Consider the following 26,528-nt stretch of genomic DNA (forward strand, 5'->3'; position numbering starts at 1 on the left):
CGAATTATACTAACAGATGGGGGGGAAGAGAGGATTGCGGTCGATAAAAATAGAAAAGAAACCCTCTCTTGCTGTGCCTAAGCAGGCATTCTCACAAGTATTATCAGAAACATTAAAGACAGGGATTATTAAATCAAACTTATTGGCAATGGTTGCTGGGCTAAGTTTAGCTCTTTATCTAAGTGGTACGTCTATAAATGAGCGTTTTCCGGAAATTCTTTTTGCTGTTATTGGTTCTACATTTGTTATTGGAGCTGCAGGTGCTTTTAATAACTTGTATGATCGAGATATTGATGCCATTATGGATCGGACAAAAAATAGACCAACCGTAACAGGTAGAATGCAGCCGTTAAATGCACTTATTCTAGGAATTTCCTTGTCGTTACTTGGAATTCTATTATTGTTACTTGCGACACCGATGGCTGCTTTGTTTGGATTTTTAGGTCTTTTCTTATATGTTGTTCCTTATACAATGTGGTCAAAAAGACGAACCATCTACAATACAGAAATCGGTAGTATTAGTGGAGCGATACCTCCTTTAATCGGTTGGGCAGCGGTCTCACCAGAATTGTATCATCCTGCTATTTTAGGCCTTTTTGTGGTTATGGTCATTTGGCAAATGCCGCATTTTTATGCGATTGCCATTCGAAGACACGATGAGTATAAGGCAGCGAGCGTGCCGATGTTACCTGTTGTAAAAGGATTTAAACGCACGTACATTCAAACAAATGTTTACTTAGTTGCGTTAATTGCAGCAAGCTTTTTATTTATGTCAGTTAGCTGGATTATTACAATCGTTGCCTTTCTATTGGCAACGGCTTGGCTAGTTCTAAGTGTTGTTGGTCATAAGCGAATGGAACCAAAGAAATGGGCAACACTTATGTTTGTCTTCTCTTTAAATCATCTTGTTCTTTTATTTGCTGTTATAATTGGCTATTCGATGTTAGCGCCATTGTTTTAATGTTGAGAGGTGCCTTGTGATTATGAACAAGGCACCTTTTCATCTATACATATAAAAAAGAAGGATCATGTTAGGGTGATTTTTATGGAAGAAACAAGTTGGATTGTAATCGTTATCCCTATTCTTATTGCCTTGTTTATGGGGAGTGCTGCTCTTGTCATTCGTATGAGAGCTTCCAAGCGACCAACATCTGCAAAGTTAATTATTATTCCTCCATTAGCGATGTCCACAGGTGCGTTAATGTTTTTATATGAGCCGACGAGACCGCCGTTTTTTTATGTAATGGAAGCCATTGTCGCAGGTTTGTTGTTTTCGCTTATTTTAATCTACACGTCTAAATTTGAGGTTCGTGATGGAGAAATCTATTTGAAGCGTTCTAAAGCGTTCGCATACATTCTTGTCGGTTTGCTCGTTGTGCGCATTATCTTGCGATTGTTAGTTGGACAAGACATTAATCCGGCGGAATTATCTGGAATGTTCTTTATTTTAGCGTTTGCCATGCTTCTACCATGGAGAATTGCTATGCTCATTCGTTATATGAAGTTAAAACAAGGGTTAAATCACTACACGACTTCATAACGTTCGCATTTCGTAAAAGGACAAGTTATACTGAGAGGAGAGAAATATTGGAAAGGAGGATGAAAAAAGATGGATTTTTTTACTGAGTATTATAATATTTTCCGCGGAACACATGAAGGCTCATGGGCTTTTCTTGTTATCTTATTTATCGTAGCTTTTATCTTATATAGAAGTAGAAAGATGAAAGCAGCGACAATCCTACATATGATTACAAGGCTATTTTACCTGTTCATGCTTGTTTCGGGCATAGGGATGTTAATTGCGCTTAACTTTGAACTTTTCTATGTCGTTAAAGGCCTATTAGCGATTCTCGTCATTGGCTTTATGGAAATGGCTGCAGGTAAGGCGAAACGTAATGAAAATAGTCTTGGATCGCTTTTCATTGTTCTTGTACTTGTGCTAGTGGTTGTACTAATGGGCTTTCGAGTCATTAGTTTCTAAACCATTTTTGCAAGAGACGAGCATGTATGTAAACTTACTGTAACAAGCACGTTTGACGACAACACCATAGGAATCCTAAGCTTAAAGGTAGAAGTGTTCCTAATAACTAAGCAGACTTAGTAATAAGCTATCACTCTGCTACAGGTATGGTGAAAAACGATCGTCGGCGTGCTTTTTTTTTACTGTTAATTGAATGAGCAAGAAATGATTTCCCGGGAAAGGAGGATTGAATGATGGACGTTGATTTTTCGTATATGCTTGTTCTGTTTATTGGAGCCATTATTCCACTTGTAGAATATATGTTAGCCGTTCCGGTTGGCGTCATTTTGATGGGGGAGCCTGTTGTACCAGTTGTGATTGTGGCAATTATTGGTAATACTTTAGGGGTTATTGGGATTGTATTATTAGGTGAGAAGATTCGAGCACTTATACTTCGACGTAAAAAAGATACCGAAGAGAATAAACCAAATCGAAGAAAAGAAAAGACGCAAAAATATTTAGAGAAATATGGAATGCCAGGTGTAGGAATTATAGGTTCTTTTCTATTAAGCAGTCATTTGTCTGCGGCAACAGCGGTTGCTCTTGGTGTGCCAAAAGGGTTAGCCATCTTTTGGACAGTCATAGGTGTATTAATTTGGGCAACCGTTTTCGGTATTGTATCTGTGTATGCAAGTCATTGGTTTGAGCCTTTTTTAGGGCCGCAAGCAATAAAAGAGTAGCTTACTAATTAAGCTACTCTTTAATGTGGTCAGAATAAAAACCTTTTATCTCTTCTTCGCTTAGTTCGAATAAGTGTCGATCATTTAATTTATAAATTCCTCGTTTTATAAGTTCATCAATTAGTTGGTCAATCGTATTTGTTTGATCTTCTGGCATTATGATCACTCCCGCTTTTATTATTCCACCAAAGTAAAAAACGAAACCGCTTCTTGGGAATTATTTCAATTTTAGTTGAGATGTGATAAGAAACGACAAAAAGGGTATAAGTACGTGTTGAAAGGTTTAGTTTGTATGCTACGCAAATAACATGTAAGGAGTCTGTTGTGAAAACGATTCGAAAATTCCCTCTTCTCACAAGTGCTGTTTTTCTCGTATTATTTTTTAGTATCTTTTTGTCTTTTCGTACGAATGTGGTCACGTCTATTGACTACACGATGTTAGCATGGTTTCAAGACATTCGTACTGATATTGTTTATACAATCATGAATGGATTTGCATTTATTGGTTCCACAAATGTTGTTGTGATTCTCACAATAGCAGTTATTGTCATTTTGTTGCTTACACGCTCATCGTGGATCGATATTTTCTACACGGCGATCGTCATGAGTATGACAGGCATACTAAATACAGTTGCTAAGTTTAGCATTGCCCGTATACGCCCCGAGGATTTTATGATGGTTGATCTATCCTCATATAGCTTTCCAAGTGGTCACACGATGGGAGCGGCTTCTTTTTATAGCGTACTAGCGTTTCTCATTTGGCGAAGAACCGATCATCGACCGACTCGAATCGTTATAGTGATTTTCTCGACTGTGATGATTTTACTTATGGGTGTTTCAAGACTGTTTCTAGGCGTTCACTACCCAACGGATGTTCTTGGCGGTTTTTTTCTTAGCGGAGCCATTTTAACGTTTTTTTATTGGCTATTATACAAACGACGAGCATGAAGAAAGAATTCCAAAAAGGCAACGTAAAAAGAACCCGTCTAACGCAGACACTTCATAAAGTGGAAGCCTTAGACGGTTTTTTTGTGCGTTAGTTTGACCAATACCTACTACTGAGCCCTTCGTTGTTTTAAGCACGAATTTGTTTTTTTAATATGGAGCGATTGATGAATTCAATTTATTTTAACTGATAGTGATATTCTTTCTCATTTACTCTTGACTCTTTCTCAGTAAGTGGTAGAATGAGAATTGTAATTGATAATGAGTATCATTATTGGAAGAGAAGGAGGCAAATACATGGTTTAATCATGTACAAAAAGAATGAAAATAAAGATTTTATTGCCGATTCTCATTGTGTTATCGATTAGTTCACTTTTTATTGGTGCCCATGAAATTTCACCACTTGATCTTTTTCGTTTAACGGATGAAGAAGTCCAGACTATATTAATTAATCGAGTGCCAAGACTTTTGAGCATTCTCATTGTAGGCGTTAGTTTAAGTGTGTGCGGGTTAATTATGCAGCAACTAACGCAAAATAAATTTGTCTCGCCAACGACAGCAGGAACGATGGACTGGGCGCGTTTAGGCATTTTAGTTGCGATGCTCGTTTTTTCATCAGCAAGCACGATGGAGCGTATGCTTGTTGCCTTTGCTTTTGCTTTAGGTGGAACGCTTTTATTTATGAAAATTTTAGAGCGTATTCGCTTTAAAAATGTCATCTTTGTCCCACTAGTTGGTTTAATGCTTGGAAGTGTTGTGAATTCTATTACGACGTTTATTGCATACCAAAATGATTTAATTCAATCCCTCTCCTCTTGGATGCAAGGAAACTTTGCTTTAATCATAAGAGGAAATTATGAACTTCTTTACATAGGTATACCCTTAGTATTCATCGCGTTTCTTTTTGCAAACCGCTTTACGGTTGCAGGCTTAGGAAAAGATTTCTCGACAAATCTAGGGATGAACTACAATCGCATTATGAACATCGGTTTATTAATTGTGGCGATGGTAACCGCAACAGTTGTTGTAACAATTGGTTCTGTTCCATTTTTAGGACTCATCATACCAAATATTGTTTCAATCATGCGTGGAGATAACTTGAAAAATAGTTTACCGCACACAGCATTATTTGGAGCCATTTTCTTACTTGCCTGCGATATTTTAGGTCGAATCCTTATCTATCCTTACGAGATTCCAATTGGCTTAATGGTTGGCGTCATTGGGAGCGCAATTTTCCTTTATCTGCTCTTAAGGAGGCCAAAACATGCAAGCTAAATGGATTTACATTGGCTTCGGCACAGGCGCAATTGTCTTAATTTTAACGTTCTTATTCGCTGGTATTTCACCTGGTGTGTGGGATTATGCATTACCTAGAAGAGCGAGAAGCGTCTTAGCCATTATCATTGTCGGTGCCGTCATTGCGTTTTCAACGCTCGTATTTCAAACGATTACGAACAACCGAATTTTAACGCCAAGTATTATTGGATTGGATTCACTTTACGTGTTAATCCAGACTGTGCTCGTTTTTATTTTTGGAACAGCAGGGATTGTAGCAGTTAGCCGCTATGTCAATTATGGGTTATCCATTGTATTTATGGTATTGTTTGCGCTTTTACTTTACGTCATGTTGTTTAGACGTGAGCAACAAAATTTATACTTTTTGCTCCTTGTAGGAATTGTTTTCGGAACATTGTTTTCGAGTTTATCGACCTTTATGCAGGTCGTTATTGATCCAAATGATTTCTTAACCATTCAAAATCGAATGTTTGCAAGTTTTAGCAATATCCATGTGGATCTATTATGGATCTCAATGCTTTTAATTGTGCTAACCATTTTATACATATGGCCTTACTTAAAGTATTTAGATGCGATTTCACTCGGTAGAGATCAAGCCATTAATTTAGGTGTCCCGTATGATAAAGCGATTCGAAAGTTTTTAATTATGATTGCGATTTTTGTTTCAATCTCGACGGCGCTTGTAGGTCCAATCTTATTTCTTGGACTACTCGTTGTAAACGTTGCCAGAGAGATGTTGCCGACTTATCGACATACGCACATGGCGGCCGTAAGTGCACTTGTAAGCATTATTGCCCTTATAGGTGGAACCTTGTTAGTAGAAAGAGTCTTTTCTTACTCTGCACCACTTAGCGTATTTATTAATTTTGTCGGTGGTATTTACTTCATTTACTTATTATTAAGGGGGACGAAAACGACATGACAACAGCATTAGTTGATCGAGAGATACGGATTGATCGGAAAACGTTACCGGTAGCGATACAAGTAAAAGGGGTAAATAAATTTTTCGACGGAAAACAAGTATTGAATGATGTAAGTGTTGATGTGAAAAAAGGAACAATTACGTCATTCATTGGGCCGAACGGGGCCGGAAAAAGTACACTCATTTCATTAATGAGCCGAATTGCCAAAAAAGATGGCGGAGAAGTATTGATTGATGGGAAGGAAATTGATTCCTATAAGAGTAAAGATTTAGCGAAAAAAATATCCATTTTGAAACAGGCAAACAATATTAATATCCGACTAACGATTCGTGAACTCGTCAGCTTTGGACGTTTTCCTTACTCACAAAATCGGCTTACGAAAGAAGACTGGTCGTTTGTGGAAGATGCCATTGATTTTATGTCACTGAGAGAGATCCAAGACAAATATTTGGATCAATTAAGTGGTGGACAGCGTCAACGCGCTTATATCGCGATGGTTCTCGCTCAAGATACGGACTATATTATACTCGATGAGCCGTTGAACAACTTAGATATGAAGCACTCTGTTTCCATTATGAAAACATTGCGCCGGTTAGTGGATGAACGAAACAAGACGATTCTCATTGTTGTGCACGATATTAATTTTGCGTCGTGTTATTCAGATAATATTGTCGCAATGAAACATGGTGAGATAATTGAAGAAGGACATTGCCACGATATTATTAACCCAGACACACTGCGAAATATTTATGATATGGAGATTGCCATTCAAGAAGTGAACTGTAACAAAATTTGTGTGTACTTTAATTAACCTAATAACTGTATGGAAAGGAGGTGAGCTGAGAAGCAACTCATACATAAGGCGTCATTTAAAACGGGGTCAACCAACATTTTAGGAGGATTATATAAATGAAAACATCTAGCAAGTGGTTCATGACAGCAGGAGCAGCATTATTTTTAGCAGCATGTGGAAATGGAGATAGCGAAGAGAACTCTAATGATACATCTTCAGGTGAAGGTAGCGATACAGAAGAGCAACAAACAGTTGAAGTAGAGACAATGAACGGGGATATGGTAGAAGTACCGGTTAATCCAGAGAAAGTGGTTTCATTTGACCACGGTGTAACAGACTCAATCAGAGCGATTGGTGGAGATATTTCTGGAATTCCAATGGGTAGTAATGTTCCTGAATATTTGCAAGAATTAGAAAATGATGATAGCGTTGAAAACGTAGGGTCGTTGTTTGAACCAGACTTTGAGTTAATTTATGAGATGGAACCAGACGTAATCTTTATTTCTGGACGTGCATCTGAAAACTATGAAGAGTTAAGCGAAATTGCACCTACTGTCTTTTTACAAGTTGATAATCAAAACTTCATGGAGACATTTGAAAGTAATATGAACGTGTTAGGCGAGATTTTTGATGCTTCTGAAGAAGTCGATAGTCAATTAGCCGATATTAACAGCGTGATTGAAGATGTACAAGCACGTGCGGATGAATCTGAAGCAAATGCGCTTATTGTTTCCATTGATGAAGGTTCAGCAAGTGCTTACGGAATCGGCTCTCGTTTCGGTATTGTCCACGATGTACTAGGTATTCCGGCAGCAGATGAAGATATTCCTGCTGAAGGACACGGACAAAATATTTCAAATGAGTATTTCTCTGTAACGGATCCTGACTATATCTTCGCGATCGATCGTGGTGCGTCAATTGGAAACTCAGCAACAGCTGACGATGTATTAGCAAATGAAGAAGTACAACGTACACCAGCTTATGAAAATGACAATATTTATCAACTTAATAGTGAAGTTTGGTACTTAAGTGGTAGTGGACTTGAATCTGTCAAAATCATTGTTGATGAGATTAACGAAGCTTACGAGCAGTAAATTCAGGCATTTAGAGGAATGACAACTCCAGTCATTCCTCTTTTTTAAAACTTCCAGAACCGTCAGCCATGGACGTGAGCGATAGAATTGTGTATGCTTCGATAGAGATGAATGTAAAGGATCGAAGAAAATGGAAGGAACTATCGCTTTAATTAGTATTATTTTTATCCTATTCGTTGTTGTGATCGGTTGGTTATGGCGAACATATCTAGTTCGATCGCAAACCGATGTAAGCAAAATTACTATTCGACATATTGATCGAATGGATGGTCATGCATTTGAAGATTATATGGCTGTTGTGTATGCCGCAAGTGGATGTGCCACTTATCAAACGAAAAAAAGTAGGGACTATGGAGCGGATCTACTTGTAACCGATGAAGATGGTCAAAAATCAGTAATCCAGTTAAAGCGTTATGGTGCAACTCTTGGTCTCAGTAGCGTTCAAGAGACCTACGCGTCAAAAGCGTATTATCTCGCAGATAAAGCGGTGGTTGTCACCACTGCGGAACAGGTGACAGATTCTTGTTGGAAATTAGCAGCCGCGACGGACGTTTATTTTCTGCTTCGAGCTGATATAGAAGAAATGACGAAGCTGATAAAAAGAGAGAAATGGGACGATGTCTACTGGTTGTTAATGACGCCACACATTCCTGAGAAAAAGAATGGAACAATCCATTTAGATGAAGTCGATAGTACGAAGCGAAAAATTCAAGTAGGCGATTATTATTTAAAATAATTCGGTGAAAACAAAACACCCTCGATCGTATTCACTTTTTACGTGTCTACTTTGGAGGGTGCTTTTTCGTTCCTGTTTAAGGATTAAAAATACTGTTCTAGTTTTTTAATAATCTCGTCCATACATGTGTCATCATTGACTAAATCGTAGTCTTGGATATTAAGTTTTAATACAGGGCAAGCCGTAAAGGATTCAATCCAGTCGTGGTATCGTCCATGCATTTCTTCCCAATAGGTAGTAGATGTCTGCTTTTCCATTTCTCGTCCGCGATGATGAATGCGGTTGATGATTGCATCTAGATCACCATCTAAATAAATTAATACATCTGGAGTAGGGAAATAAGGGTTCATCACCATAGCATCAAACAAGCTTGTATACGTTTCATAATCAACTTTAGTCATCGTTCCTTTATCTGCATGCATCTTTGCGAAAATGCCTGTATCTTCATAAATGGAACGATCTTGCACATAGCCGCCGCCTGCCTCGACCATTGCTTTTTGTTCTTTAAATCGTTCTGCGAGAAAATAAATTTGCAGATGAAAACTCCAACGTTCAAAATCCGCGTAAAATTTATCTAAATACGGGTTATTGTCCACTTTTTCAAAAGATGTTTTGAATTGAAGGGTTTCCGCCAGCTTTTTTGTCATTGTTGTTTTGCCAACGCCGACGGTACCTGCTACTGTGATAATGGCGTTTTTTGGAATATTAGGCATGGTCATTTTCCTTTCGTGTACCAAAGTTCGTTGTAATCTGCTCAACGATTGCTTCAAAATCGTCTTGATCTGTAACAAAATCTAAATGGGATGTATCAATTGTAATAACCGGAATGAAGTCTTTTATGGCCGACATCGCCTGTTCATAATCGTTCATTAAGTTTTTTATATACGTGTGATCCATATTTTGTTCGAAAGAGCGACCTCTTACTTTGATGCGATCCATAATCGTATTGAAATCCGCTTTAAGATAAATAATGGCTTCTGGCTTTGGTAGTGGTTCGATTAAGATATCATAAATACGTTTGTATTGATTGTATTTTTCTTCGTGTAGCGTTTGGTGCGCAAAGATCAAATTCTTGCCTATATAATAGTCAGCTATGACCGTTTGACCTTGGTCTAAAAGCGTACTCGTATCTTCTAATTGTTTAACCCGGTTACAGAGAAAAAACATTTCCGTTTGGAAGCTCCAAGCGTCCATGTCATCATAAAATTTTTCTAAATAAGGATTTTCAGTAATGATTTCAAATAATCGCTCTGTCTTAAAATGAGCTGCTAGTTTTTTCATAAGAGTAGTTTTTCCGACGCCAATGACACCTTCAACGCATAGGAATGAGCCGCGCATGCATCATCACTCCTTTCTATTTTTCTAAACGACTTTGATAGTGTATCATTTTTTCTGAAGCCTGGACAACAAACCTTTTTGGAGTTTATGTTACACTATAGGTATAAAAAGAGTGAGTGGGAGGGAGTCTGCGTTAGCAGCAAGATGATGAGTTATTTTGATGAAGCAATGAACCGAATTGGTACCGATTCAATGAAATGGGACGGTGCAAAAGAACGCTTTGGACAAGAAGGTCTTCTACCATTATGGGTAGCAGATATGGACTTCAAAGCGCCGCAACCTGTTATTGATGCATTAAAAGATAAAGTTGAACACGGAATATACGGATACGCAGCACCTTCTCCTGATGTGAATCAATCCATTGTCAACTGGCTATCAACACAATATAAATGGGCGATTCGTGAAGACGATATTGTTCATGTCACAGGTGTGGTACCGGCAATAAGTAATCTCATTCGTACATTTACTGAAGAAGAAGACGAAATTATTATACAAACCCCTGTTTATTATCCTTTTTACGATGTGATCGAAAAAAATCGTCGCAAAGTCGTTAAAAATCCGCTGCTTCTTGAAAATGAGCACTATAAAATGAATTTTGATGGGCTTGAATCGGTCATTACAGATAAGACGAAAATGCTTATTCTATGCCATCCACACAATCCAGGTGGACGTGTATGGTCTGAGGAAGAACTTTCTAAGCTTGCGGAGATTTGCGAGAAACATAACCTTTATGTGATTTCTGATGAAATTCATGCAGATTTGTTGTTTGATGGCTATCGCCACATCCCGTTCGCACGTGTGAATGAATCGTTTGAAAATCGTGTCTTCACGGCTTTGGCACCGACGAAAACGTTTAATTTAGCTGGTGTTCAGGGAGCGTATGTTGTGATCAAAGATGCGGCATTGCGTCTTCGTTACCGACAAACGCTGGCAAGCACATTTGTCGGGGCTAACATGTTTTCACAAGTGGCGACAAAAGCAGCATATGATCACGGTTTGCCATGGTTGAAAGAATTAATGGCTTACATTCAAGACAACTATAAACTTGTTGAAGACTATTTAAGTACGCATATGCCAAAAATTAAACCAATGAAACCTCAAGGGACGTACTTACTATGGATTGATTTTGAGGGAATTGGTTTAACGGCAGAAGAACGAAAAAAATGGCTCCTAGAAGATGCGAAACTGGCTTTTAATCACGGTCCGATTTTTGGTGATGAAGGGGAGCATTTTGAGCGAATGAATTTAGCTACATCTAGAGAAACGTTGATGAAAGCTCTCGATCAACTACATGCAGCCTATAAACAAAAGCACTTTTAAGCAGGAACGCGCTAAGTTTTATCGAATTACATGATTGGACAAGAATATAGAACGAATGAGTGAAGAGGAGTCGGTAAACGGAATGAGCAACCCTTCTAATTGTTTGTTTGACGATCTTGAAAAGGAATGTAAAGAAAAGCTTGGAAGAGAGCTGGAAACGAAAGAACATGAGCTTTTAAAGTGGGTTGTGTCAAGCCATTTTCAACACGTGTACAATAAAAGCTCTTAATGGAGAGAGGGGGCGCTCATGAAGACATTCAAACTATATGCGATGCAAGTGATTGATGGGCAACAGGGAAATGTGAAGCAAGAACCAATTCCGCTTCATGAAGGTCTCATTATAAACATGGAAAATGAAGAGCATACGTGGTTTATCGATGCGGTTATTTCAAAAGATGATGCACGATTGTTTGAACGTGAACAAGAAGGCGAGCGTCACATTCTTGTTAGTGTTGTCATTACAAGTAAAGACAACCATCCAGCTGTTTTGATTACGTCGATTGAATCAATCACTGACTTAAAAGAAAACAAAAGTATTATTTTAAAAGGCCAGATTGTTTCAGGTCGCGATGATGTATTGGAAGATGTTTTTGAAGATCTTCTTGAGGAAGGCATTCAGCGTGAGTCGTTGCTTTTAGAATACAAAAGTAGAGTGGAAAAGCTTGATGCGTACTCCGATAAGACGATTGCAGAAGTATACGATCAACTAAAGAAAAGTGAAAAATACCATCTTTATTAAAAAAGCAGGCAGGTTATCTTGAGGGATATCTGCCTTTTTACGTGTGTATACGTTGTTTTTGTTTGCTCATACTACATGTATCTGATGTAAGTAAAGGGGCTTAACAACAACGTGGAAAATTCAAAGAAAATGTGGGGATTACTCTCTCTGTCCTCCGTTCCTCTTGTGATGACATTAGGGAATTCAATGTTAATCCCAGTCTTACCGACAATAGGTAGCGAGCTACAAGTAAGTTCATTTATGGTTAGTTTATTAATTACCGCTTATTCGGTTGTTGCAATTATTTTTATTCCAATTGCAGGCTATTTATCGGATCATATTGGACGAAAACAAGTAATTATCCCAAGCTTAATTCTTGCAGGTATTGGTGGTTTGGTGGCAGGATTGGCTGCCTGGAAAATCGATCAAGCATATTGGGTTATTTTTATTGGTCGCCTATTACAAGGGATTGGTGCAGCCGGAGCAGCGCCAATTGTCATGCCATTTGTAGGTGACTTATTTAAAGAAAAACAAGAAATCAGTGAAGGCTTAGGGTTAATTGAAACATCTAATACATTTGGAAAAGTACTAAGTCCTATATTTGGCGCGCTGCTAGCTTCGATCGTATGGTTTATGCCATTTTTTGCGTTTCCTATTTTTTGTGCGATTTCCATTATCATGATTTGTTTTTTTATTCAAACGCCTCCGAAAACAAAGAAGCCGAAAAAATTCAAGCAGTTTATTAAACAGGTGAAACAAATTTTTAAGCGTGAAGGTCGCTGGCTGTATACGGTTTTTGTTACAGGTGGAGTACTTATGTACATTTTATTTGGGATTTTGTTTTATTTATCCACGTTTCTTGAAGATAGCCACCAAATTCACGGCGTGAGAAAAGGGGTCATTCTTGCATTTCCGCTGTTGGCGCTTTGTTTAACGTCATATGCAGCTGGAAAAGGGATTGGGCAAGATCAGCTAAAGATGAAATGGATAACGGTTGCAGGACTTTCTTTATTAACATTGGCTGTGTTTGTAATCTCGTTTAATAAAGAACTTTACATGATGTTAACCGCATTGTTTGCGGCAGGTATTGGCATAGGAGCGGCCCTTCCAAGCCTAGATGCGTTCGTAACAGAAGGGATACCTGCTGAGCAACGAGGATCAATTTCTTCTTTTTATAACAGTACGCGCTTTATTGGTGTAGCAGCAGGTCCACCGCTATTTGCGATTTTTATGAAAGGAAGTCATTTTTTTACCTTTACAGGAAATGCGATTCTCGTCTTGTTAACCATTATTCTTGTATTATGGGGGATTCGTCCACAAAAAAAAGGGGTTCGTACATGGTAAGAGTCGAACTGCGATCGTTTTTGCTCTATACTTTAAGGAGATTGTGACAAAAGCGAGGGAATTAAATGAGAACGTTTAAAGATCAAAAAGGGTATCTAGTTAACCTTGTGCTGGGAGATGAAGTGCCGTTTACCTCTTCACCAAAGCATGTATTGATTGTAGCCCGCTATAAAACGGCATGGGTATTAACCGACCATAAAGAAAGAGGGTATGAATTTCCAGGAGGGAAACTAGAACGAGGTGAGGGGCCCGAAGACACTGTCAAACGTGAATTAAGGGAAGAAACCGGGGGACATGCAAGTTCAATTGTCTATATTGGTCAATACGAAGTTGAGATGCCTGAAGAAACAATCCAAAAATCCATTTATGCTGTAAAAGTAGCTTCATTTGAAGAATTGGAACCTGGGTTTGAAACAAACGGGGCGAAATTGATGGAAGAGCTGCCAATTGGGATGAAAGCTGACAATCGATTCAGCCCGATTATGAAAGATGACGTTGTCCCTCAAGCGATTCAATATACCATTGAAAAAGCGATCTTTGATAACGACTAGCACGACAAATAACGCCCTAATCGGGCGCTATATGCTGTACTTCGTAAGTTTTTTTTCGATATATTCTACAAAAAGATACATGAGTGTCGCGAGTATCGCAATGACCAATAAACTCATAAACACAAGATTGAAATTAAATACTTGGAAACCATAAATAATCAAATAACCTAATCCTTGCTTGGAGACGAGAAATTCTCCGACGATTACACCAACCCATGCTAGCCCCACATTCATTTTAAGAGTTGAGATAATAACGGGGATGGAAGCAGGATAAATAACATTCGTGAAAATTTGTCGCTTTGAAGCTGAAAATGTTTGAAGGACTTTTATATAATTTTGATCCACTTCTTTAAATGCCGTATGAACAACCATTGTTGTAATGATGACAGACACAAGCATGCCCATTGCAATAATGGAACCCATATTCGGGCCAATTCCTACAATTAAAATGGGCCCAATCGCTACTTTAGGCATTGAGTTCATAATCACTAAAAAAGGATCTAAAATTTTTGAAAGAATTTTCGACCACCATAGTAATGCAGCCAAGAGTGTTCCAATAACCGTACCAAGTAAGAAACCTAAAATTGTTTCAAACATGGTCACAGAAGCATGCAGCCATAGTGTTCCTGCGGTAATGTGCTCATAAAGCAACGTGACGATTCGAGAAGGCATACTGAACAGTAACGGATCAATAAGCGCAAAGCGTGAAGCAAGCTCCCAAGCCACAATAATAAGCACGATTATGCTTACTTGCGTGAACCGAACGAAACGCTTTTCTTTCTTTTTTGCGAGTAAGAAATGGTTGTGAAGTTCATTAGGATTCAAATCGATCCAGCTCCTTCCATATTAATTGGAACTGGTCTTGGAAATCTTTGTGCTGACGACTTTCAAACGGCGTACAGTCACGAATAGACTGTGGTATAGTAAAGATTTGAGCGACTTTTCCAGGACGCGGCGAAAAAAGAATGACTCGATCACTCATGGCAATGGCTTCACTAATATCATGGGTGACAAGAATCGCTGTTTTTTGTTCTGCTTTTAACGTAGCAGAAACGAGATCTTCAAGTTTTAACTTTGTTTGTTGATCTAAGGCGGAAAACGGTTCATCAAGCAACATAAGAGACGGATCGGTAGCGAGCGTTCGAATTAGCGCCACACGCTGCCTCATTCCCCCAGATAATGCTTGAGGAAGGTCGTTTTTTTTATCTGTTAAGCCAAAGCGTTCAAGCCACTTTAATGCTTTACGATGCGCGATTTCATTATCAGTCCCTTTAATTCGTTGACCTAGGGTGATGTTTTTTTCAATGGATAGCCAAGGAAAAAGGTAATCGTGCTGAAGCATATAGCCGATGGATTCTTTGTTTTTTGTAAAAATCGATCCGCTCGTTTGTTCAAGTAGTCCGGCAATGATCGAAAGTAGCGTTGTTTTTCCACATCCACTTGGACCAATAAATGAAACAAACTCGCCTTCTTCAATGGAAAGTGAAACATTTTGGAGAGCAGGAAAAGCCCCAGATTCATTGACGTATGTTAACGATAATGAATCAATCGATACGTTTGACATCGTTGGCCTCCTTCATTCCATCGCTTCCGCTGCAATGGTTGTATTGACTAATTCTTCAAATGGAATGTGATCTGGAAGTTCACCAGCTTCATCCATAATCTCAAGTAGCGTGTTCCATGCATCTTCTGATAAAAGCGGATCTGTTGCATATGACCCTTGTTCTTTATAGCGGTCAATGGCATTTGCTAAAATATCCACGTCTGTATCTTCAAAATAGCTATGAATGGATTCTGCAATTAACGCTGAATCTTCGGTTTCAACAAACTGCTGCCCTTTATAAATGGCTTTAGAAAAACGAGTGAGCGCATCCTCATCTTTTTCAATCATGCTTCGTTTTGCCATAAATGACGTATAAGGGACTTCTCCAGATTCTGCGCCAAACGATGCAATAACGTGACCGAGTCCTTCTTTTTCGAATGTAGATGCTTGTGGTTCAAATAACTGTACATAATCGCCGGTGCCTGAAGCAAATGCACTCGGTATATTTCCAAAATCAACATTTTGAAGTAGGGTTAAATCATTTTGTGGATCAATATCATGTTGCTTTAATACATATTCTCCTACCATTTGCGGCATCCCACCTTTTCTTTGCCCTAGAAACGTAGTGCCGTTTAAATCACTCCAATCAAAAGATGAGATGTCTTCACGAGCAACAAGAAATGTGCCGTCTGTTTGGGTTAACGCTGCAAAATTAATTGCGGGATCTGTCGCTTCTTGACCAGCAACATAAATCGATGTTTCCGATCCTACTAAAGCAATATCTGCTCCATCAGAAAGCAAAGCAGTCATTGTTTTATCGCCACCCCAAGTCGTGGTTAAATCAATTTCGAGATTTTCTTCTTCAAAGTAGCCTTCTGAAAGGGCAATGTATAATGGTGCATAAAAAACAGAACGGGTCACTTCAGCAACTTCTAATTTATCAGCACGATCATTGGTTTGACAGCCAACCATCAGTGCAATAGAAGAGGTAATGGTGAATAAAGCTAGCAGGCGTTTCATGTTTTATCACTCCTTCTATGTTTTTTTTAACGACCGAATGGGAAAATGACTTTATTGCTACACTATGCATAGCGAGAGAAAAGGGTGTATGCCTAAGAGGAGGGTTTTATGATTATTGAAAAAGTAAGAGTGCCCTCACCGAGTATACGTATTCATTTGTATGAAGTGACGTACATAAGCGAAGGACTAAAGGTGATCGGCTTGATGGCAGAACCGATCGGTCACCATTCGTTACCTGGCTTACTTTATTTACGTGGTGGTATTAAAACCGTTGGTATGGTTCGACCACAACGAATTATCCAGTGGGCAAGTGAGGGATTTGTTGTGTTTGCGCCTTACTATCGCGGAAATCGCGGTGGAGAGGGGCGAGAAGATTTTTGTGGCAATGATCGTTTTGATGCGATTAACGGATTTGATCTATTGGAGCAGCATGAACAAGTTGATGAGGCGAAAGGCATTCATATTGTCGGCTTTTCCCGAGGCGGTATTATGGCATTATGGACAGGGATTTATCGTCCGCAATCTCGCTCCGTTACATGTTGGAATGGCGTAACAGATATGGTGCTTACGTATGAAGAACGCGTGGACTTACGAAAGATGATGAAACGAGTGATTGGCGGAACACCTTGGAAATATCCAGAGCGTTATGAAGAGCGGACGCCTCTTAAGAGTATGAGTGAATTTCAGCCGCAGCTTCTTGTGATACACGGAGAAAAAGATGAACATGTCTCGGCTGAACACGTGTATCAGCTACTGGATCATATTCCAGATAAAAACCAACATCGAGTGGAAACGTGGATCTTTCCAGATTACCGACATCATTTTCCGCCAATGGAGCAGGCTGATATTTTAAAAAAAGCAGCTAGCTGGATGAAACAACAAAAAAAGCGTACGTGATAACGGTATCACGTACGCTTTTTTTCTGTTTAGTTTGTACGAGTTGGGCCAGCTTGCTGGATGCTTTCTTTTGCAGAAGAAAAACGAGAGAAGTTGTCTGCAAATTGATTCGCTAATGATTTTGCTGTTTGATCATAGGCATCTTTATCTGCCCAAGCGTTGCGTGGGTTCATTAATTCATCAGGAACACCAGGGCAACGAGTTGGCATATGAAGATCAAAAATAGGGTCTGTTTCTGTCTCAGCTTGATTCAACTCGCCTTGAAGAGCCGCTTCAACCATTGCTCTCGTATATCTGAGCTTCATTCTGCTTCCAGTACCGTAGCTGCCGCCGGTCCAACCTGTATTAACTAAGAACACATCCACATCGTTGGCTTCGATTTTTTCTCCAAGCATTGCAGCATAGGTTTCTGGTTTTCTTGGAAGGAAAGGCGCTCCAAAACATGTTGAGAATGTCGCTTCTGGTTGCGTAATGCCTCTTTCTGTTCCAGCAAGCTTGCTCGTATAGCCAGATAAAAAGTGGTACATAGCCTGTTCTTTTGTCAATTTGCTAATTGGTGGAAGAACCCCAAAAGCATCAGCAGTTAAAAAGACGATTGCAGTAGGGCTTCCTGCAACGCTTGGTTTTAGTGCATTCGGAATGGCTTCAATCGGATAAGCCGCTCTTGTATTTTCAGTTAATGAAGAATCATCGTAATTCGCTTTTCCTTCTTCAACGGCAACATTTTCAAGAACTGACCCAAATGAAATCGCATTCCAAATTTGTGGCTCTTGCTCTTGTGAAAGGTTAATACATTTCGCGTAGCAACCGCCTTCAATATTAAAGATTCCAGTTTCGGTCCAACCATGTTCGTCATCTCCAATGAGCGAACGGTGGTTAGAGGCAGATAGCGTTGTTTTTCCTGTTCCAGACAAGCCGAAAAATAGAGCGGTTTCACCATTTTCGTTTGTATTTGCTGAACAGTGCATCGGCAATACATTTTCGTCAGGCATTAAATAATTCATAACCGAAAACATTGATTTTTTCATTTCGCCTGCATATTCGGTTCCACCAATTAACACAACGCGTTCTTCAAATGAGATCATGACAAACGCTTCAGAATTGGTGCCATCAACAGCAGGGTCTGCTTTAAATGTTGGCGCACTGACAATGGTAAATGGTTCTTGATTGGTTTTTGTTGATTGCCCTTCGCGAATAAAAAGTTGACGAGCAAAAAGGTGGTGCCATGCAAATTCATTAATGTATGTGATCGGCAATTGATAATTTGGGTCTGCGCCAACAAAGCCATTCGACGCATAGCGAACTTCTTTCTGCTGCAAATAGTATAACACTTTTTCATAAAGCGCTTTAAATGTGTTTTGTGAAATTGGTTGATTGACTGGTCCCCAATCAATCGTATTACGAACACTTGGCTCATCTACAATAAATTTATCTTTGGGTGAGCGACCAGTATACTTCCCTGTTTGTACAGAAAGCGCGCCAGTGTCTGTTAATTCACCTTCTTGATTCATTAACGCTCGCTCAACTAAAGAGGGAACAGAAAGTTGGTGAACCGTCTTAGGACTTGAAAGTAGCTGCTCTAATTGTGTTGATCCATTTAATATTTTCATAATCGGCTCCTTTATGGTCGGTGTTCGTGGTAATAGTATAACACATTATATTTATTAGTCCATACTAAAGTGAAAGATGTTTTGAAAAAAATGCAATCACAGTATATGTGTTTTTTATAAGGTTAATTAGAGAAGGGATAGCCGGAGTAAAACTTCACTCATATCGCTATTGTATTCATACCATAAAACTTTCGCTTGTCATTTGACTCTCCCCGTGTCTCCTTTGGTGACTTCATCCAAGCATATTTGGTAAAAATAGATACATGAAGCTTAGATAAGTGAGCGTTCCAAACGCAACTCCAAAAACGATTAATAGAATGGCTTTTGTTTTAGTAGACATAAAACACCTCTAATTCTGAATAGTTAATGTTTTTTCAGTGATCAATCATACACGATTTTATTTCTACTTAAAAGAGATAAAGCAAAGACTCTTCTTTATCCTTTCAAAGTAGAAGAAATTATGTTATGCTAATGTGCGAAAACGAACAAAGCGCAAACTTATGACAGTGCCTGCGAAATCCATTGAAAAAACGACAAATTTCTTACAGACTCGCTGTAGAAATAGCTCGAAAAAGATGGCGAGCATTCATCGTCACAAGTTAAAGTTATACTGCTTTTTAAAACAGATAACATCACGCTTTTATCAAGAGAAGGTGGAGGGACAGGCCCTTTGAAACCCAGCAACCATCACGTTAGTGAAAAGGTGCTAACCTGCAGAACAATTATGTTCTGGGAGATAAGAGGCGATCGATAAACAAGTCAGCTCTTTTCTCATGTGGAAAAGAGTTTTTTCATTTTGTATGTGACAACATATAAAGAGAAGATAAAAAATGATACGGATAAGTTACGGTTGTGTGTCCGTGGGCATAAGATGCCTTTAGCCTACTTACCAAAGTCAGCTCTGATCGTTCGTTTTAGAATACAACATGCATTCCGAGCGAAAGTATGGAATAGGAGGAATTAATATGTCTGAAAAAAGAGGAAAGCACTTATTCACATCAGAATCGGTTACGGAAGGTCATCCAGATAAAATTTGTGACCAAATTTCAGATGCGATTCTAGATGAGATTTTAAAGAGAGATCCGAATGCACGTGTGGCGTGTGAAACATCTGTTACAACAGGAATGGTACTCGTAGCCGGAGAGATTACGACAAGCACCTATGTAGATATTCCAAGTGTCGTTCGTGAAACGATTAAAGGGATTGGCTATACACGAGCAAAGTACGGCTTTGATGCCGAGACTTGTGCAGTTATTACATCCATTGATGAGCAGTCTGCCGATATCGCTCAAGGAGTGGACCAAGCATTAGAAGCAAGAGAAGGGCAAATGACAGATGAAGAAATTGAAGCAATTGGTGCAGGTGACCAAGGGCTAATGTTTGGATTTGCTTCAAATGAAACGAAGGAGCTTATGCCGCTTCCGATTTCATTAAGTCATAAACTAGCATTCCGTTTAAGCGAAGTACGTAAAAACGAGACGCTTGACTACTTACGTCCGGACGGTAAGACGCAGGTAACAATTGAATATGATGACAACGATAAGCCTGTTCGTGTCGATACAGTTGTCATTTCAACACAGCATGCACCTGACATTACGCTTGAGCAAATTCAAGCGGATATCAAGAAGCACGTGATTGAAGCTGTTGTACCTGCTGAACTAATGGACAAAAACACAAAGTTCTTTATTAATCCAACTGGTCGTTTCGTAATCGGCGGTCCTCAAGGGGATGCTGGATTAACAGGAAGAAAAATTATTGTTGATACGTATGGTGGTTACGCACGTCACGGTGGCGGCGCATTCTCAGGAAAAGATGCAACAAAAGTAGACCGCTCAGGTGCATATGCGGCTCGCTATGTAGCGAAAAACATAGTCGCTGCTGGTCTTGCAGAATCTTGTGAAGTTCAGCTTGCGTATGCAATTGGTGTCGCTCAACCTGTTTCCATCTCGATTAATACTTTTGGAACTGGAAAAGCGGATGAAGAAACCCTTGTTACACTTGTGAGAAAGCACTTTGATCTTCGTCCTGCTGGCATTATTAAAATGCTCGACCTTCGTCGTCCGATTTATAAGCAAACTGCTGCTTACGGTCATTTCGGTCGTGAAGATGTTCAACTTCCTTGGGAAAAAACAGATAAAGCAGATGCATTAAAAGCAGAAGCTTAAATATAGAAAAGAAGAGCCTGGAAAAAATTCGGGCTCTTCTTTTATCTTATAAAGCATTTCCGATCGTGACGCCGCCATCAGCAACAATTTTTGTTCCGGTACAATAGGAGCTGTCATGGGAATGCACGTTTTCCTTTGATTTTATCATCATACCTTCTGTGTTGTCATTTACATGTCAATGCTTTTGTAGTATTGACCTCTCTCCACATATTCGGTGCGCACGCGCTCCATTTCTTTTTCATCGGCATCTGTTAAGTCACGCACAACTTTTGCTGGGCGCCCTAATGCAAGCGTATGGGGAGGAATTGTTTTTCCTGGAGGCACAAGGCTTCCTGCACCAATAAAAGCACCTTCTCCAATTTCGGCTCCATCAAGAATGGTGGACCCCATGCCAATTAACGCATTTTTACGGATAATGGCACTGTGTAACATCACTTGATGACCAATGGTCACATCATCTTCAATGACGAGGGTACGGTTTGGGCTTTGATGAAGCATGGACTGATCTTGAATATTGACTCGTTTCCCAATTCGAGTCGGTGCAACATCACCGCGAATGACAGTATGGAACCAGACGCTCGATTGTTCCCCAATCTCCACATCTCCAGAAATAACAGCGTTACTTGCAACATAAACAGATGAATCTATAGCCGGTTTTTTATCATAGTATGGTAAAATCATCCGAACATCTCCTTTCCCAATCAGGTTAAAATCAGCTATACTAATTTTATCGTACGAATATAAAAATAGCTAGGTAAGGAGGAGATGTCGTGCGTTATTTTGAAGTCCCAGAAGCACGAGGTGTAGCGGTTATCGTTCATGGAGCTGGTGAGCACAGTGGTCGCTACAATTGGTTAGTGGAGAAATGGAACTTACACGGCTTTGACTGCTTAATAGGAGATTTACCAGGGCAAGGAGAATCAAGAGGGAAGCGTGGGCACATCGATTCCTTTAAACAATACATAAAAACCGTAGATCGCTGGCTCAAGCAAGCTCGTTCCAAACAACTACCGATTGTACTAGTTGGCCATAGTATGGGTGGCTTAATTGCCATAAGAACGTTAATAGAACGCGATAATTCATTTATTGAAGCAGTCGTCCTTTCTGCTCCATGCCTTCAGTTAACTATGCGTGTGTCACCGCCAAAAAAAGCTGCGGCAAAAGTGTTGAACCATGTGGCGCCAACGTTCAGTATGCAGTCTGGGTTGAAACCGGAGCTGACAACGAGGAGTGAGTTGGTACGAGAAGCGTATACAAAAGACCCTTTACGTGTGACAAAGGTTTCAGCGCGCTGGTATCACGAGTTAAGCAAGGCGATGCTAACAACGCGACGGTATCCTGAAAAAATGCCGAATATCCCGATTTTATTAATGGTAGCTGGCGAAGATTATGTTGTTGATAGTCGAGCAGCACTGACGTGGTTTAATCATCTTGATGTGAGTCATAAGATGCTTAAAGAATGGAACGGCTTGTACCACGAGCTTTATAATGAACCTGAAAAAGAAGAAGTATTTCGCTATACGGTCAGCTTTGTGAACATGCTCATTCCATAAAGCTCTTCTATGTTAAAATAGGGATAGAGGAGTGATTCATAATGAGTAAATCCAAAGCAAAGAAGCACCGTGAAAAACGTGTGCGTGAAGGAAAACGAAATCCAGCACTTAATCGTGGTGTGTACGCAATGGCTGATTTAGCGACGAGAAAAACGAAGACAAAACAAGAATCGATCCAAAGACAAAAACATCGTCGCTTTGATGAAAGCGACGATGTTTTTTTAGTTTGGCTGAAGATCTCGTTGAACGACATCAAGTTTCCCTGTTTCTGGACTAATTACAAGCCCGTGAACCGTTACATCTTTAGGCAGTAGTGGATGATTTACAATCATATCAATGCTGTGCTTTACGCTATCTGTTACGTCTTCAAAGCCGGTTAAAAATGTATCAATATCAACGCCAGCGTAGCGTAACGAGTCGATGTGGTCCATTTTAATTCCACGATCTTCCGCTTTTTGAAGAACGTTATCAGAAGAAAGCCCCGTCATCCCGCAACCGTAATGCCCGACAACATAGACTTCCTCTGCGCCAAGCTCGTAAATGGCAACTAAAATACTACGCATAATACTTCCAAATGGATGAGAAATAACCGCTCCCGCATTTTTAACAATTTTGGCATCGCCATTTCGCAAATCCATCGCAGAATGCAACAACTCTGTTAAACGCGTATCCATGCACGTCAGGATGACAATTTTCTTTTGTGGAAACTTGCCGACAGAGAATTGTTCATATTTCTTGTTTTCTACAAAAGATTGATTAAATTCAAGAATGGTATCTAGTTTACTCATTTACTCATACCCCTTTGCTTTAGCGTTTTTCTATAACAACCACAAATGGTGGATTGTTGCGTTGATTGATAAATTGGTAAGAAGCAACATGTGCCTCTTCTTGCGGCAAGTTTGAAACGTAGTGGAGCACATCGTCTTTTTCTATTTTTCCTTCAGGATGTCCATGATAGATCACGAGCACAATGCGACCCTCTTTTGGAAGTTTCAAATAGATTTGTTCAATCGCTTGGATCGTTGTGTCTCCCGTTGTTGTAATCCGTTTATCCCCTCTTGGCAAATAGCCTAAATTAAAAATCGCCGCTCGAATCTGTGCCGTCTGAAAAGAAGGAAGCTGGTTGAGCTGTTCATGGCCGATGTGATGGAGGTCAACACGACCTTCCATCTCTCCGCTTTTCACTCTCGCTCTTGTTGCAGAGATGGCTTCTTCTTGAATATCGCAGCTAATCACTTTGCCGTTTGCACCGACGAGACCCGCTAAGAAGAGTGTGTCATGTCCATTTCCAGCCGTTGCGTCCACCACAGTGTCCCCAGATTGAATGACTTCTTGTAGCAAGGTGCGCGCATACGGTAAAATTCCTTGTACATTCATGATGAAACTCCTTTATAATACTTTCCCTGCCAGCTATTTCGCTTTTGAAATTCTGCTTCAATGCCGTTTAAAACGGACCACTTATTTGTGCTCCACATCGGTCCGATGAGAATATCTGCAGGACCATCACCTGTTAAACGATGAACCGTAATAGACGGAGGCAACACTTCAAGTTGATCGACAACAAGTTTTGTGTAGCTCTCTTGATCCATAAAATCGACGTATCCCTTTTCAAATTGTTTAACCATTGGTGTTTTTTTCAGCAAGTGAAGCAAATGAATTTTAATTCCTTGCACATCGAGCTTGGCTACTTCTTTTGCGGTTTCAAGCATCATCTCTTCTGTTTCAAGAGGTAGTCCGTTAATAATATGAGCGCATACGCGAATACCTTTCGCTCGTAGCTTTGCAACGCCCTGTTGATAACATTCATAATCATGCGCGCGGTTAATGATCTGTGCGGTTTTTTCGTGTACCGTTTGTAACCCTAATTCTACCCATAGGTATGTACGCTCGTTCAATTCAGCTAAGTAGTCAACAACGTCATCAGGTAAACAATCAGGTCTTGTCGCAATGGATAAGCCGACAACCCCTTCTTGCGCTAAAATCGTTTCAAAATAACTTCGAAGCGTTTCAACTGGCGCATATGTATTCGAGTAAGCTTGAAAATAGCCGATATATTTATCGGTTTTCCATTTACGAGCCATTTTATCTTTTTGCATGTGGAATTGCGTAACTAAATCATCTTTTCGGTCACCGGCAAAGTCTCCTGACCCTCGTTGGCTACAAAATGTGCAGCCTCCATACGCAACATTTCCATCACGATTTGGGCAATCAAAGCCTGCGTCTAGCGATATTTTCATTACTTTTGAACCGAAATAATCTTTCAGATGGTCATTCCACGTATAATAAAATTTCCCATTAAGGTTCGTTGGTTTTATATCCTGTACCATTTCAATCACCGTTGCCTTTTAAAGAATAAGCTTAGTGTATCATCTCTTCCATTAGAAGTCTTCCTCTTAAATGGTGTCAACGGAAAGTTGTTGCTAAATTCTTGAATTTCTTCTAAACTGATGAGGGTTTTGACATGATAAAGGAGGCGGGTTTATGCCTAAATCCATTTGGATTCTTATTATTGCGACAGCGATTAATATCACCGGTGCTTCGTTTCTATGGCCGCTTAATGCCGTCATTATGACGCAAATTCTTGGGCAAACGTTAACGGCTTCAGGGTTTGTATTAATGATTAATGCAGGCGCTGGTGTGGTTGGGAGTTTAATCGGTGGACGTTTATTTGATAAATTAGGCGCCTATCGAACGATTTTAATTGGCGCAACGACGTCTGCAAGTGCAGCAATCTTGCTTGCTTTCTTTTTTGAAACGTATGTACTTTACGGATTATTTTTAGCGTGCATGGGCTTTGGTTCGGGGATGATGGCACCGTCCATGTATGCATTAGCTGGAAGCCTGTGGCCAGAAGGAGGCAGACGACCGTTTAATGCGATTTATGTCGCGCAAAATGTCGGGGTTTCCCTCGGGACCGCATTAATTGGTGTGGTGACGCTTGTCCGTTTAACCGATGTGTTTATCGCCAATGCAGGCGTCCATGTCTTCATGCTCGGATTTATTGCTTTTTTCTTTCGCAAATGGGATGGACAACTTGGTCGAACCGCGGATGCTACGCTACAGGTTTCAAAAAAAGTTCCGTTTAAAAAGCAGTATCGTTTACATGCACTTTTTTTGATTTGTGGAGCGTTTCTCATCTCATGGATTGGCTATACTCAGTGGCAAGCGAATGTATCCGTCCATATTCAAGACTTAGGCATTGCGCTTCCTCTTTATAGTTTACTTTGGACCATTAATGGGCTTATGATCGTGTTTGCACAACCTCTGATCGCCTTGATTATACGAAAGTTCCACTTATCCATCAAAGGGCAGATGACAGCTGGCATCATTATTTTTGCCTTGTCCTATTTAGTGTTAACACAAGCGAGTGTCTTTACGATGTTTCTCATTGCCATGCTCATCTTAACCATTGGTGAAATGTTTGTCTGGCCAGCAGTGCCTACGATTGCGAATCAACTTGCTCCTAAAGGGAGAGAAGGGGCTTATCAAGGGATTGTAAACAGCATTTCAACAGGAGGAAGAATGATTGGGCCATTGTTGGGCGGTTTAATCGTTGATTTTTATTCAATTGAATGGTTATTTTTACTTATAAGTGGACTCTTGCTAGTATCAATTCCTCTTGTTCGTATTTATGATCGACCTCTGCAAAAAGAAGAAAAAGCGCAGCAATCCGCTTCATAATAGGAAAAATAGGTATATGTCTGCTTGACATTGGACATAACTTTGCATACAATGACGATAATAATCGATAATGATAACACAACCATAAAGGAGTAGTAGTGAACGCTTGGACAGAAGAGAGCTGACGGTTGGTGCAAGTCAGTCAGATAGCGTAGCGAACTCGCCTTTTAGTGATTAAGAATGAACGTAAAGTAGTTCTTAACGGCACACACCGTTATGTGTAAGTGATTAAGCAATAAGTGCTTAATAAACTGGGTGGTACCGCGGGATCTAACAGCTCTCGTCCCTTTTATAGGGATGA

General features: G+C 39.8%; 29 protein-coding genes, 1 riboswitch and 1 other annotated feature. Of the genes, 18 read left to right on the top strand and 11 right to left on the bottom strand.

Annotated features, from left to right (window positions below; all coding sequences use genetic code 11):
- Positions 1–16: 16 nt before the first annotated feature.
- From cyoE to ACE1TH_RS01430, 4 genes are all read left to right on the top strand, one after another.
- On the top strand, positions 17–961 hold the full coding sequence (gene cyoE, locus ACE1TH_RS01415) for a heme o synthase (protein ID WP_176554283.1): 945 nt from the start codon (positions 17–19) through the stop codon (positions 959–961).
- 84 nt (positions 962–1,045) lie between these two features.
- A complete protein-coding gene (locus ACE1TH_RS01420) occupies positions 1,046–1,540 on the top strand; it encodes a CcdC family protein (RefSeq protein ID WP_099301590.1) in 495 nt (164 codons plus the stop codon).
- A gap of 69 nt (positions 1,541–1,609) precedes the next feature.
- Entirely contained in the window at positions 1,610–1,981 is a 372-nt protein-coding gene (locus ACE1TH_RS01425) for a DUF1516 family protein (protein ID WP_099301589.1), read from the top strand.
- Positions 1,982–2,211: 230 nt separating this feature from the next.
- On the top strand, positions 2,212–2,700 hold the full coding sequence (locus ACE1TH_RS01430; protein ID WP_255223661.1) for a small multi-drug export protein: 489 nt from the start codon (positions 2,212–2,214) through the stop codon (positions 2,698–2,700).
- A gap of 13 nt (positions 2,701–2,713) precedes the next feature.
- On the opposite strand, the gene ACE1TH_RS01435 is transcribed toward ACE1TH_RS01430, so the two are convergent.
- Positions 2,714–2,857 carry a Fur-regulated basic protein FbpA gene (locus ACE1TH_RS01435; RefSeq protein WP_099301587.1) on the bottom strand — a complete coding sequence of 48 codons (144 nt, stop codon included), beginning with the start codon at positions 2,855–2,857 and terminating at the stop codon, positions 2,714–2,716.
- A 167-nt stretch (positions 2,858–3,024) separates the two neighbouring features.
- On the opposite strand from ACE1TH_RS01435, the gene ACE1TH_RS01440 reads away from it, so the two are divergent.
- From ACE1TH_RS01440 to ACE1TH_RS01465, 6 genes are all read left to right on the top strand, one after another.
- Positions 3,025–3,648 (top strand): phosphatase PAP2 family protein, encoded by a 624-nt coding sequence (locus tag ACE1TH_RS01440; protein ID WP_375078259.1) that lies wholly within the window; start codon positions 3,025–3,027, stop codon positions 3,646–3,648.
- 318 nt (positions 3,649–3,966) lie between these two features.
- A complete protein-coding gene (locus ACE1TH_RS01445) occupies positions 3,967–4,920 on the top strand; it encodes an ABC transporter permease (protein WP_099301585.1) in 954 nt (317 codons plus the stop codon).
- Positions 4,910–5,863, top strand: coding sequence for an iron chelate uptake ABC transporter family permease subunit (locus ACE1TH_RS01450; protein WP_099301584.1), 954 nt, complete (start codon positions 4,910–4,912; stop codon positions 5,861–5,863). Before ACE1TH_RS01445 ends, ACE1TH_RS01450 begins: the two co-directional genes overlap by 11 nt.
- Positions 5,860–6,675, top strand: a complete 816-nt coding sequence (locus ACE1TH_RS01455; protein WP_099301583.1) for an iron ABC transporter ATP-binding protein — start codon at positions 5,860–5,862, stop codon at positions 6,673–6,675. Before ACE1TH_RS01450 ends, ACE1TH_RS01455 begins: the two co-directional genes overlap by 4 nt.
- Positions 6,676–6,773: 98 nt before the next feature.
- A complete protein-coding gene (locus ACE1TH_RS01460; protein WP_099301582.1) occupies positions 6,774–7,751 on the top strand; it encodes a siderophore ABC transporter substrate-binding protein in 978 nt (325 codons plus the stop codon).
- Between the two features lie 130 nt (positions 7,752–7,881).
- Positions 7,882–8,487, top strand: coding sequence for a restriction endonuclease (locus ACE1TH_RS01465; RefSeq protein ID WP_099301581.1), 606 nt, complete (start codon positions 7,882–7,884; stop codon positions 8,485–8,487).
- An 83-nt stretch (positions 8,488–8,570) separates the two neighbouring features.
- On the opposite strand, the gene ACE1TH_RS01470 is transcribed toward ACE1TH_RS01465, so the two are convergent.
- Both ACE1TH_RS01470 and ACE1TH_RS01475 read right to left on the bottom strand, forming a co-directional pair.
- Positions 8,571–9,206 carry a deoxynucleoside kinase gene (locus tag ACE1TH_RS01470; protein WP_099301580.1) on the bottom strand — a complete coding sequence of 212 codons (636 nt, stop codon included), beginning with the start codon at positions 9,204–9,206 and terminating at the stop codon, positions 8,571–8,573.
- Positions 9,193–9,825 (bottom strand): deoxynucleoside kinase, encoded by a 633-nt coding sequence (locus tag ACE1TH_RS01475; RefSeq protein WP_375078260.1) that lies wholly within the window; start codon positions 9,823–9,825, stop codon positions 9,193–9,195. Before ACE1TH_RS01475 ends, ACE1TH_RS01470 begins: the two co-directional genes overlap by 14 nt.
- Before the next feature lie 144 nt (positions 9,826–9,969).
- Between ACE1TH_RS01475 and ACE1TH_RS01480 the strand changes: the two genes are divergently transcribed.
- The 4 genes from ACE1TH_RS01480 (at position 9,970) to ytkD (ending at position 13,758) form a co-directional block, all read left to right on the top strand.
- The gene (locus ACE1TH_RS01480; RefSeq protein WP_375078261.1) at positions 9,970–11,145 is read left to right on the top strand and encodes a MalY/PatB family protein; all 1,176 of its coding nucleotides are present in this window, start codon (positions 9,970–9,972) and stop codon (positions 11,143–11,145) included.
- A 247-nt stretch (positions 11,146–11,392) separates the two neighbouring features.
- A complete protein-coding gene (locus ACE1TH_RS01485) occupies positions 11,393–11,884 on the top strand; it encodes a YwpF family protein (RefSeq protein WP_375078262.1) in 492 nt (163 codons plus the stop codon).
- A gap of 111 nt (positions 11,885–11,995) precedes the next feature.
- Positions 11,996–13,207, top strand: coding sequence for an MFS transporter (locus tag ACE1TH_RS01490; protein ID WP_303708741.1), 1,212 nt, complete (start codon positions 11,996–11,998; stop codon positions 13,205–13,207).
- Between the two features lie 65 nt (positions 13,208–13,272).
- A complete protein-coding gene (ytkD, locus tag ACE1TH_RS01495; protein ID WP_099301576.1) occupies positions 13,273–13,758 on the top strand; it encodes an RNA deprotection pyrophosphohydrolase in 486 nt (161 codons plus the stop codon).
- Positions 13,759–13,785: 27 nt separating this feature from the next.
- Here the strand turns inward: ytkD and ACE1TH_RS01500 are convergent, their stop codons facing one another.
- The 3 genes from ACE1TH_RS01500 to ACE1TH_RS01510 are packed head-to-tail and all read right to left on the bottom strand — an operon-like array spanning position 13,786 to position 16,321.
- A complete protein-coding gene (locus ACE1TH_RS01500; protein ID WP_099301575.1) occupies positions 13,786–14,583 on the bottom strand; it encodes an ABC transporter permease in 798 nt (265 codons plus the stop codon).
- Positions 14,573–15,322, bottom strand: a complete 750-nt coding sequence (locus ACE1TH_RS01505; protein ID WP_375078263.1) for an ABC transporter ATP-binding protein — start codon at positions 15,320–15,322, stop codon at positions 14,573–14,575. The genes ACE1TH_RS01500 and ACE1TH_RS01505 overlap by 11 nt, the downstream gene beginning before the upstream one ends.
- A gap of 12 nt (positions 15,323–15,334) precedes the next feature.
- Positions 15,335–16,321: an ABC transporter substrate-binding protein gene (locus tag ACE1TH_RS01510; RefSeq protein WP_375078264.1), complete on the bottom strand. Its 987-nt coding sequence runs from the start codon at positions 16,319–16,321 to the stop codon at positions 15,335–15,337.
- A gap of 108 nt (positions 16,322–16,429) precedes the next feature.
- On the opposite strand from ACE1TH_RS01510, the gene ACE1TH_RS01515 reads away from it, so the two are divergent.
- Entirely contained in the window at positions 16,430–17,218 is a 789-nt protein-coding gene (locus ACE1TH_RS01515) for an alpha/beta hydrolase family protein (protein WP_099301572.1), read from the top strand.
- A 29-nt stretch (positions 17,219–17,247) separates the two neighbouring features.
- Here ACE1TH_RS01515 and pckA read toward each other — a convergent pair whose 3' ends face one another.
- A complete protein-coding gene (gene pckA / locus ACE1TH_RS01520) occupies positions 17,248–18,828 on the bottom strand; it encodes a phosphoenolpyruvate carboxykinase (ATP) (RefSeq protein ID WP_375078265.1) in 1,581 nt (526 codons plus the stop codon).
- A 637-nt stretch (positions 18,829–19,465) separates the two neighbouring features.
- Positions 19,466–19,571, top strand: a riboswitch (SAM riboswitch).
- Between the two features lie 222 nt (positions 19,572–19,793).
- Between pckA and metK the strand changes: the two genes are divergently transcribed.
- Positions 19,794–20,993 (top strand): methionine adenosyltransferase, encoded by a 1,200-nt coding sequence (gene metK / locus ACE1TH_RS01525; protein WP_099301570.1) that lies wholly within the window; start codon positions 19,794–19,796, stop codon positions 20,991–20,993.
- Positions 20,994–21,161: 168 nt separating this feature from the next.
- On the opposite strand, the gene ACE1TH_RS01530 is transcribed toward metK, so the two are convergent.
- Positions 21,162–21,674 (bottom strand): gamma carbonic anhydrase, encoded by a 513-nt coding sequence (locus tag ACE1TH_RS01530; protein ID WP_099301569.1) that lies wholly within the window; start codon positions 21,672–21,674, stop codon positions 21,162–21,164.
- Positions 21,675–21,763: 89 nt separating this feature from the next.
- On the opposite strand from ACE1TH_RS01530, the gene ACE1TH_RS01535 reads away from it, so the two are divergent.
- Entirely contained in the window at positions 21,764–22,546 is a 783-nt protein-coding gene (locus ACE1TH_RS01535; RefSeq protein ID WP_099301568.1) for an alpha/beta hydrolase, read from the top strand.
- Positions 22,547–22,767: 221 nt separating this feature from the next.
- Here the strand turns inward: ACE1TH_RS01535 and ACE1TH_RS01540 are convergent, their stop codons facing one another.
- The 3 genes from ACE1TH_RS01540 to mnmL are packed head-to-tail and all read right to left on the bottom strand — an operon-like array spanning position 22,768 to position 24,873.
- Positions 22,768–23,334: a beta-class carbonic anhydrase gene (locus ACE1TH_RS01540; RefSeq protein ID WP_099301567.1), complete on the bottom strand. Its 567-nt coding sequence runs from the start codon at positions 23,332–23,334 to the stop codon at positions 22,768–22,770.
- A gap of 19 nt (positions 23,335–23,353) precedes the next feature.
- Positions 23,354–23,923 carry a tRNA 5-(aminomethyl)-2-thiouridylate-methyltransferase MnmM gene (gene mnmM, locus ACE1TH_RS01545; RefSeq protein WP_099301566.1) on the bottom strand — a complete coding sequence of 190 codons (570 nt, stop codon included), beginning with the start codon at positions 23,921–23,923 and terminating at the stop codon, positions 23,354–23,356.
- The gene (gene mnmL, locus ACE1TH_RS01550; protein ID WP_255225385.1) at positions 23,920–24,873 is read right to left on the bottom strand and encodes a tRNA modification radical SAM protein MnmL/YtqA; all 954 of its coding nucleotides are present in this window, start codon (positions 24,871–24,873) and stop codon (positions 23,920–23,922) included. Before mnmL ends, mnmM begins: the two co-directional genes overlap by 4 nt.
- A 154-nt stretch (positions 24,874–25,027) precedes the next feature.
- Here mnmL and ACE1TH_RS01555 point away from each other — a divergent pair, with 154 nt between their 5' ends.
- Positions 25,028–26,227: an MDR family MFS transporter gene (locus ACE1TH_RS01555; protein WP_099301565.1), complete on the top strand. Its 1,200-nt coding sequence runs from the start codon at positions 25,028–25,030 to the stop codon at positions 26,225–26,227.
- 73 nt (positions 26,228–26,300) lie between these two features.
- Positions 26,301–26,518, top strand: a binding site (T-box leader).
- The last annotated feature ends 10 nt before the right edge of the window (positions 26,519–26,528 follow it).

The sequence above is a fragment of the Shouchella sp. JSM 1781072 genome, from assembly GCF_041949915.1.
Taxonomy (GTDB): Bacteria; Bacillota; Bacilli; order Bacillales; family Bacillaceae_D; genus Shouchella.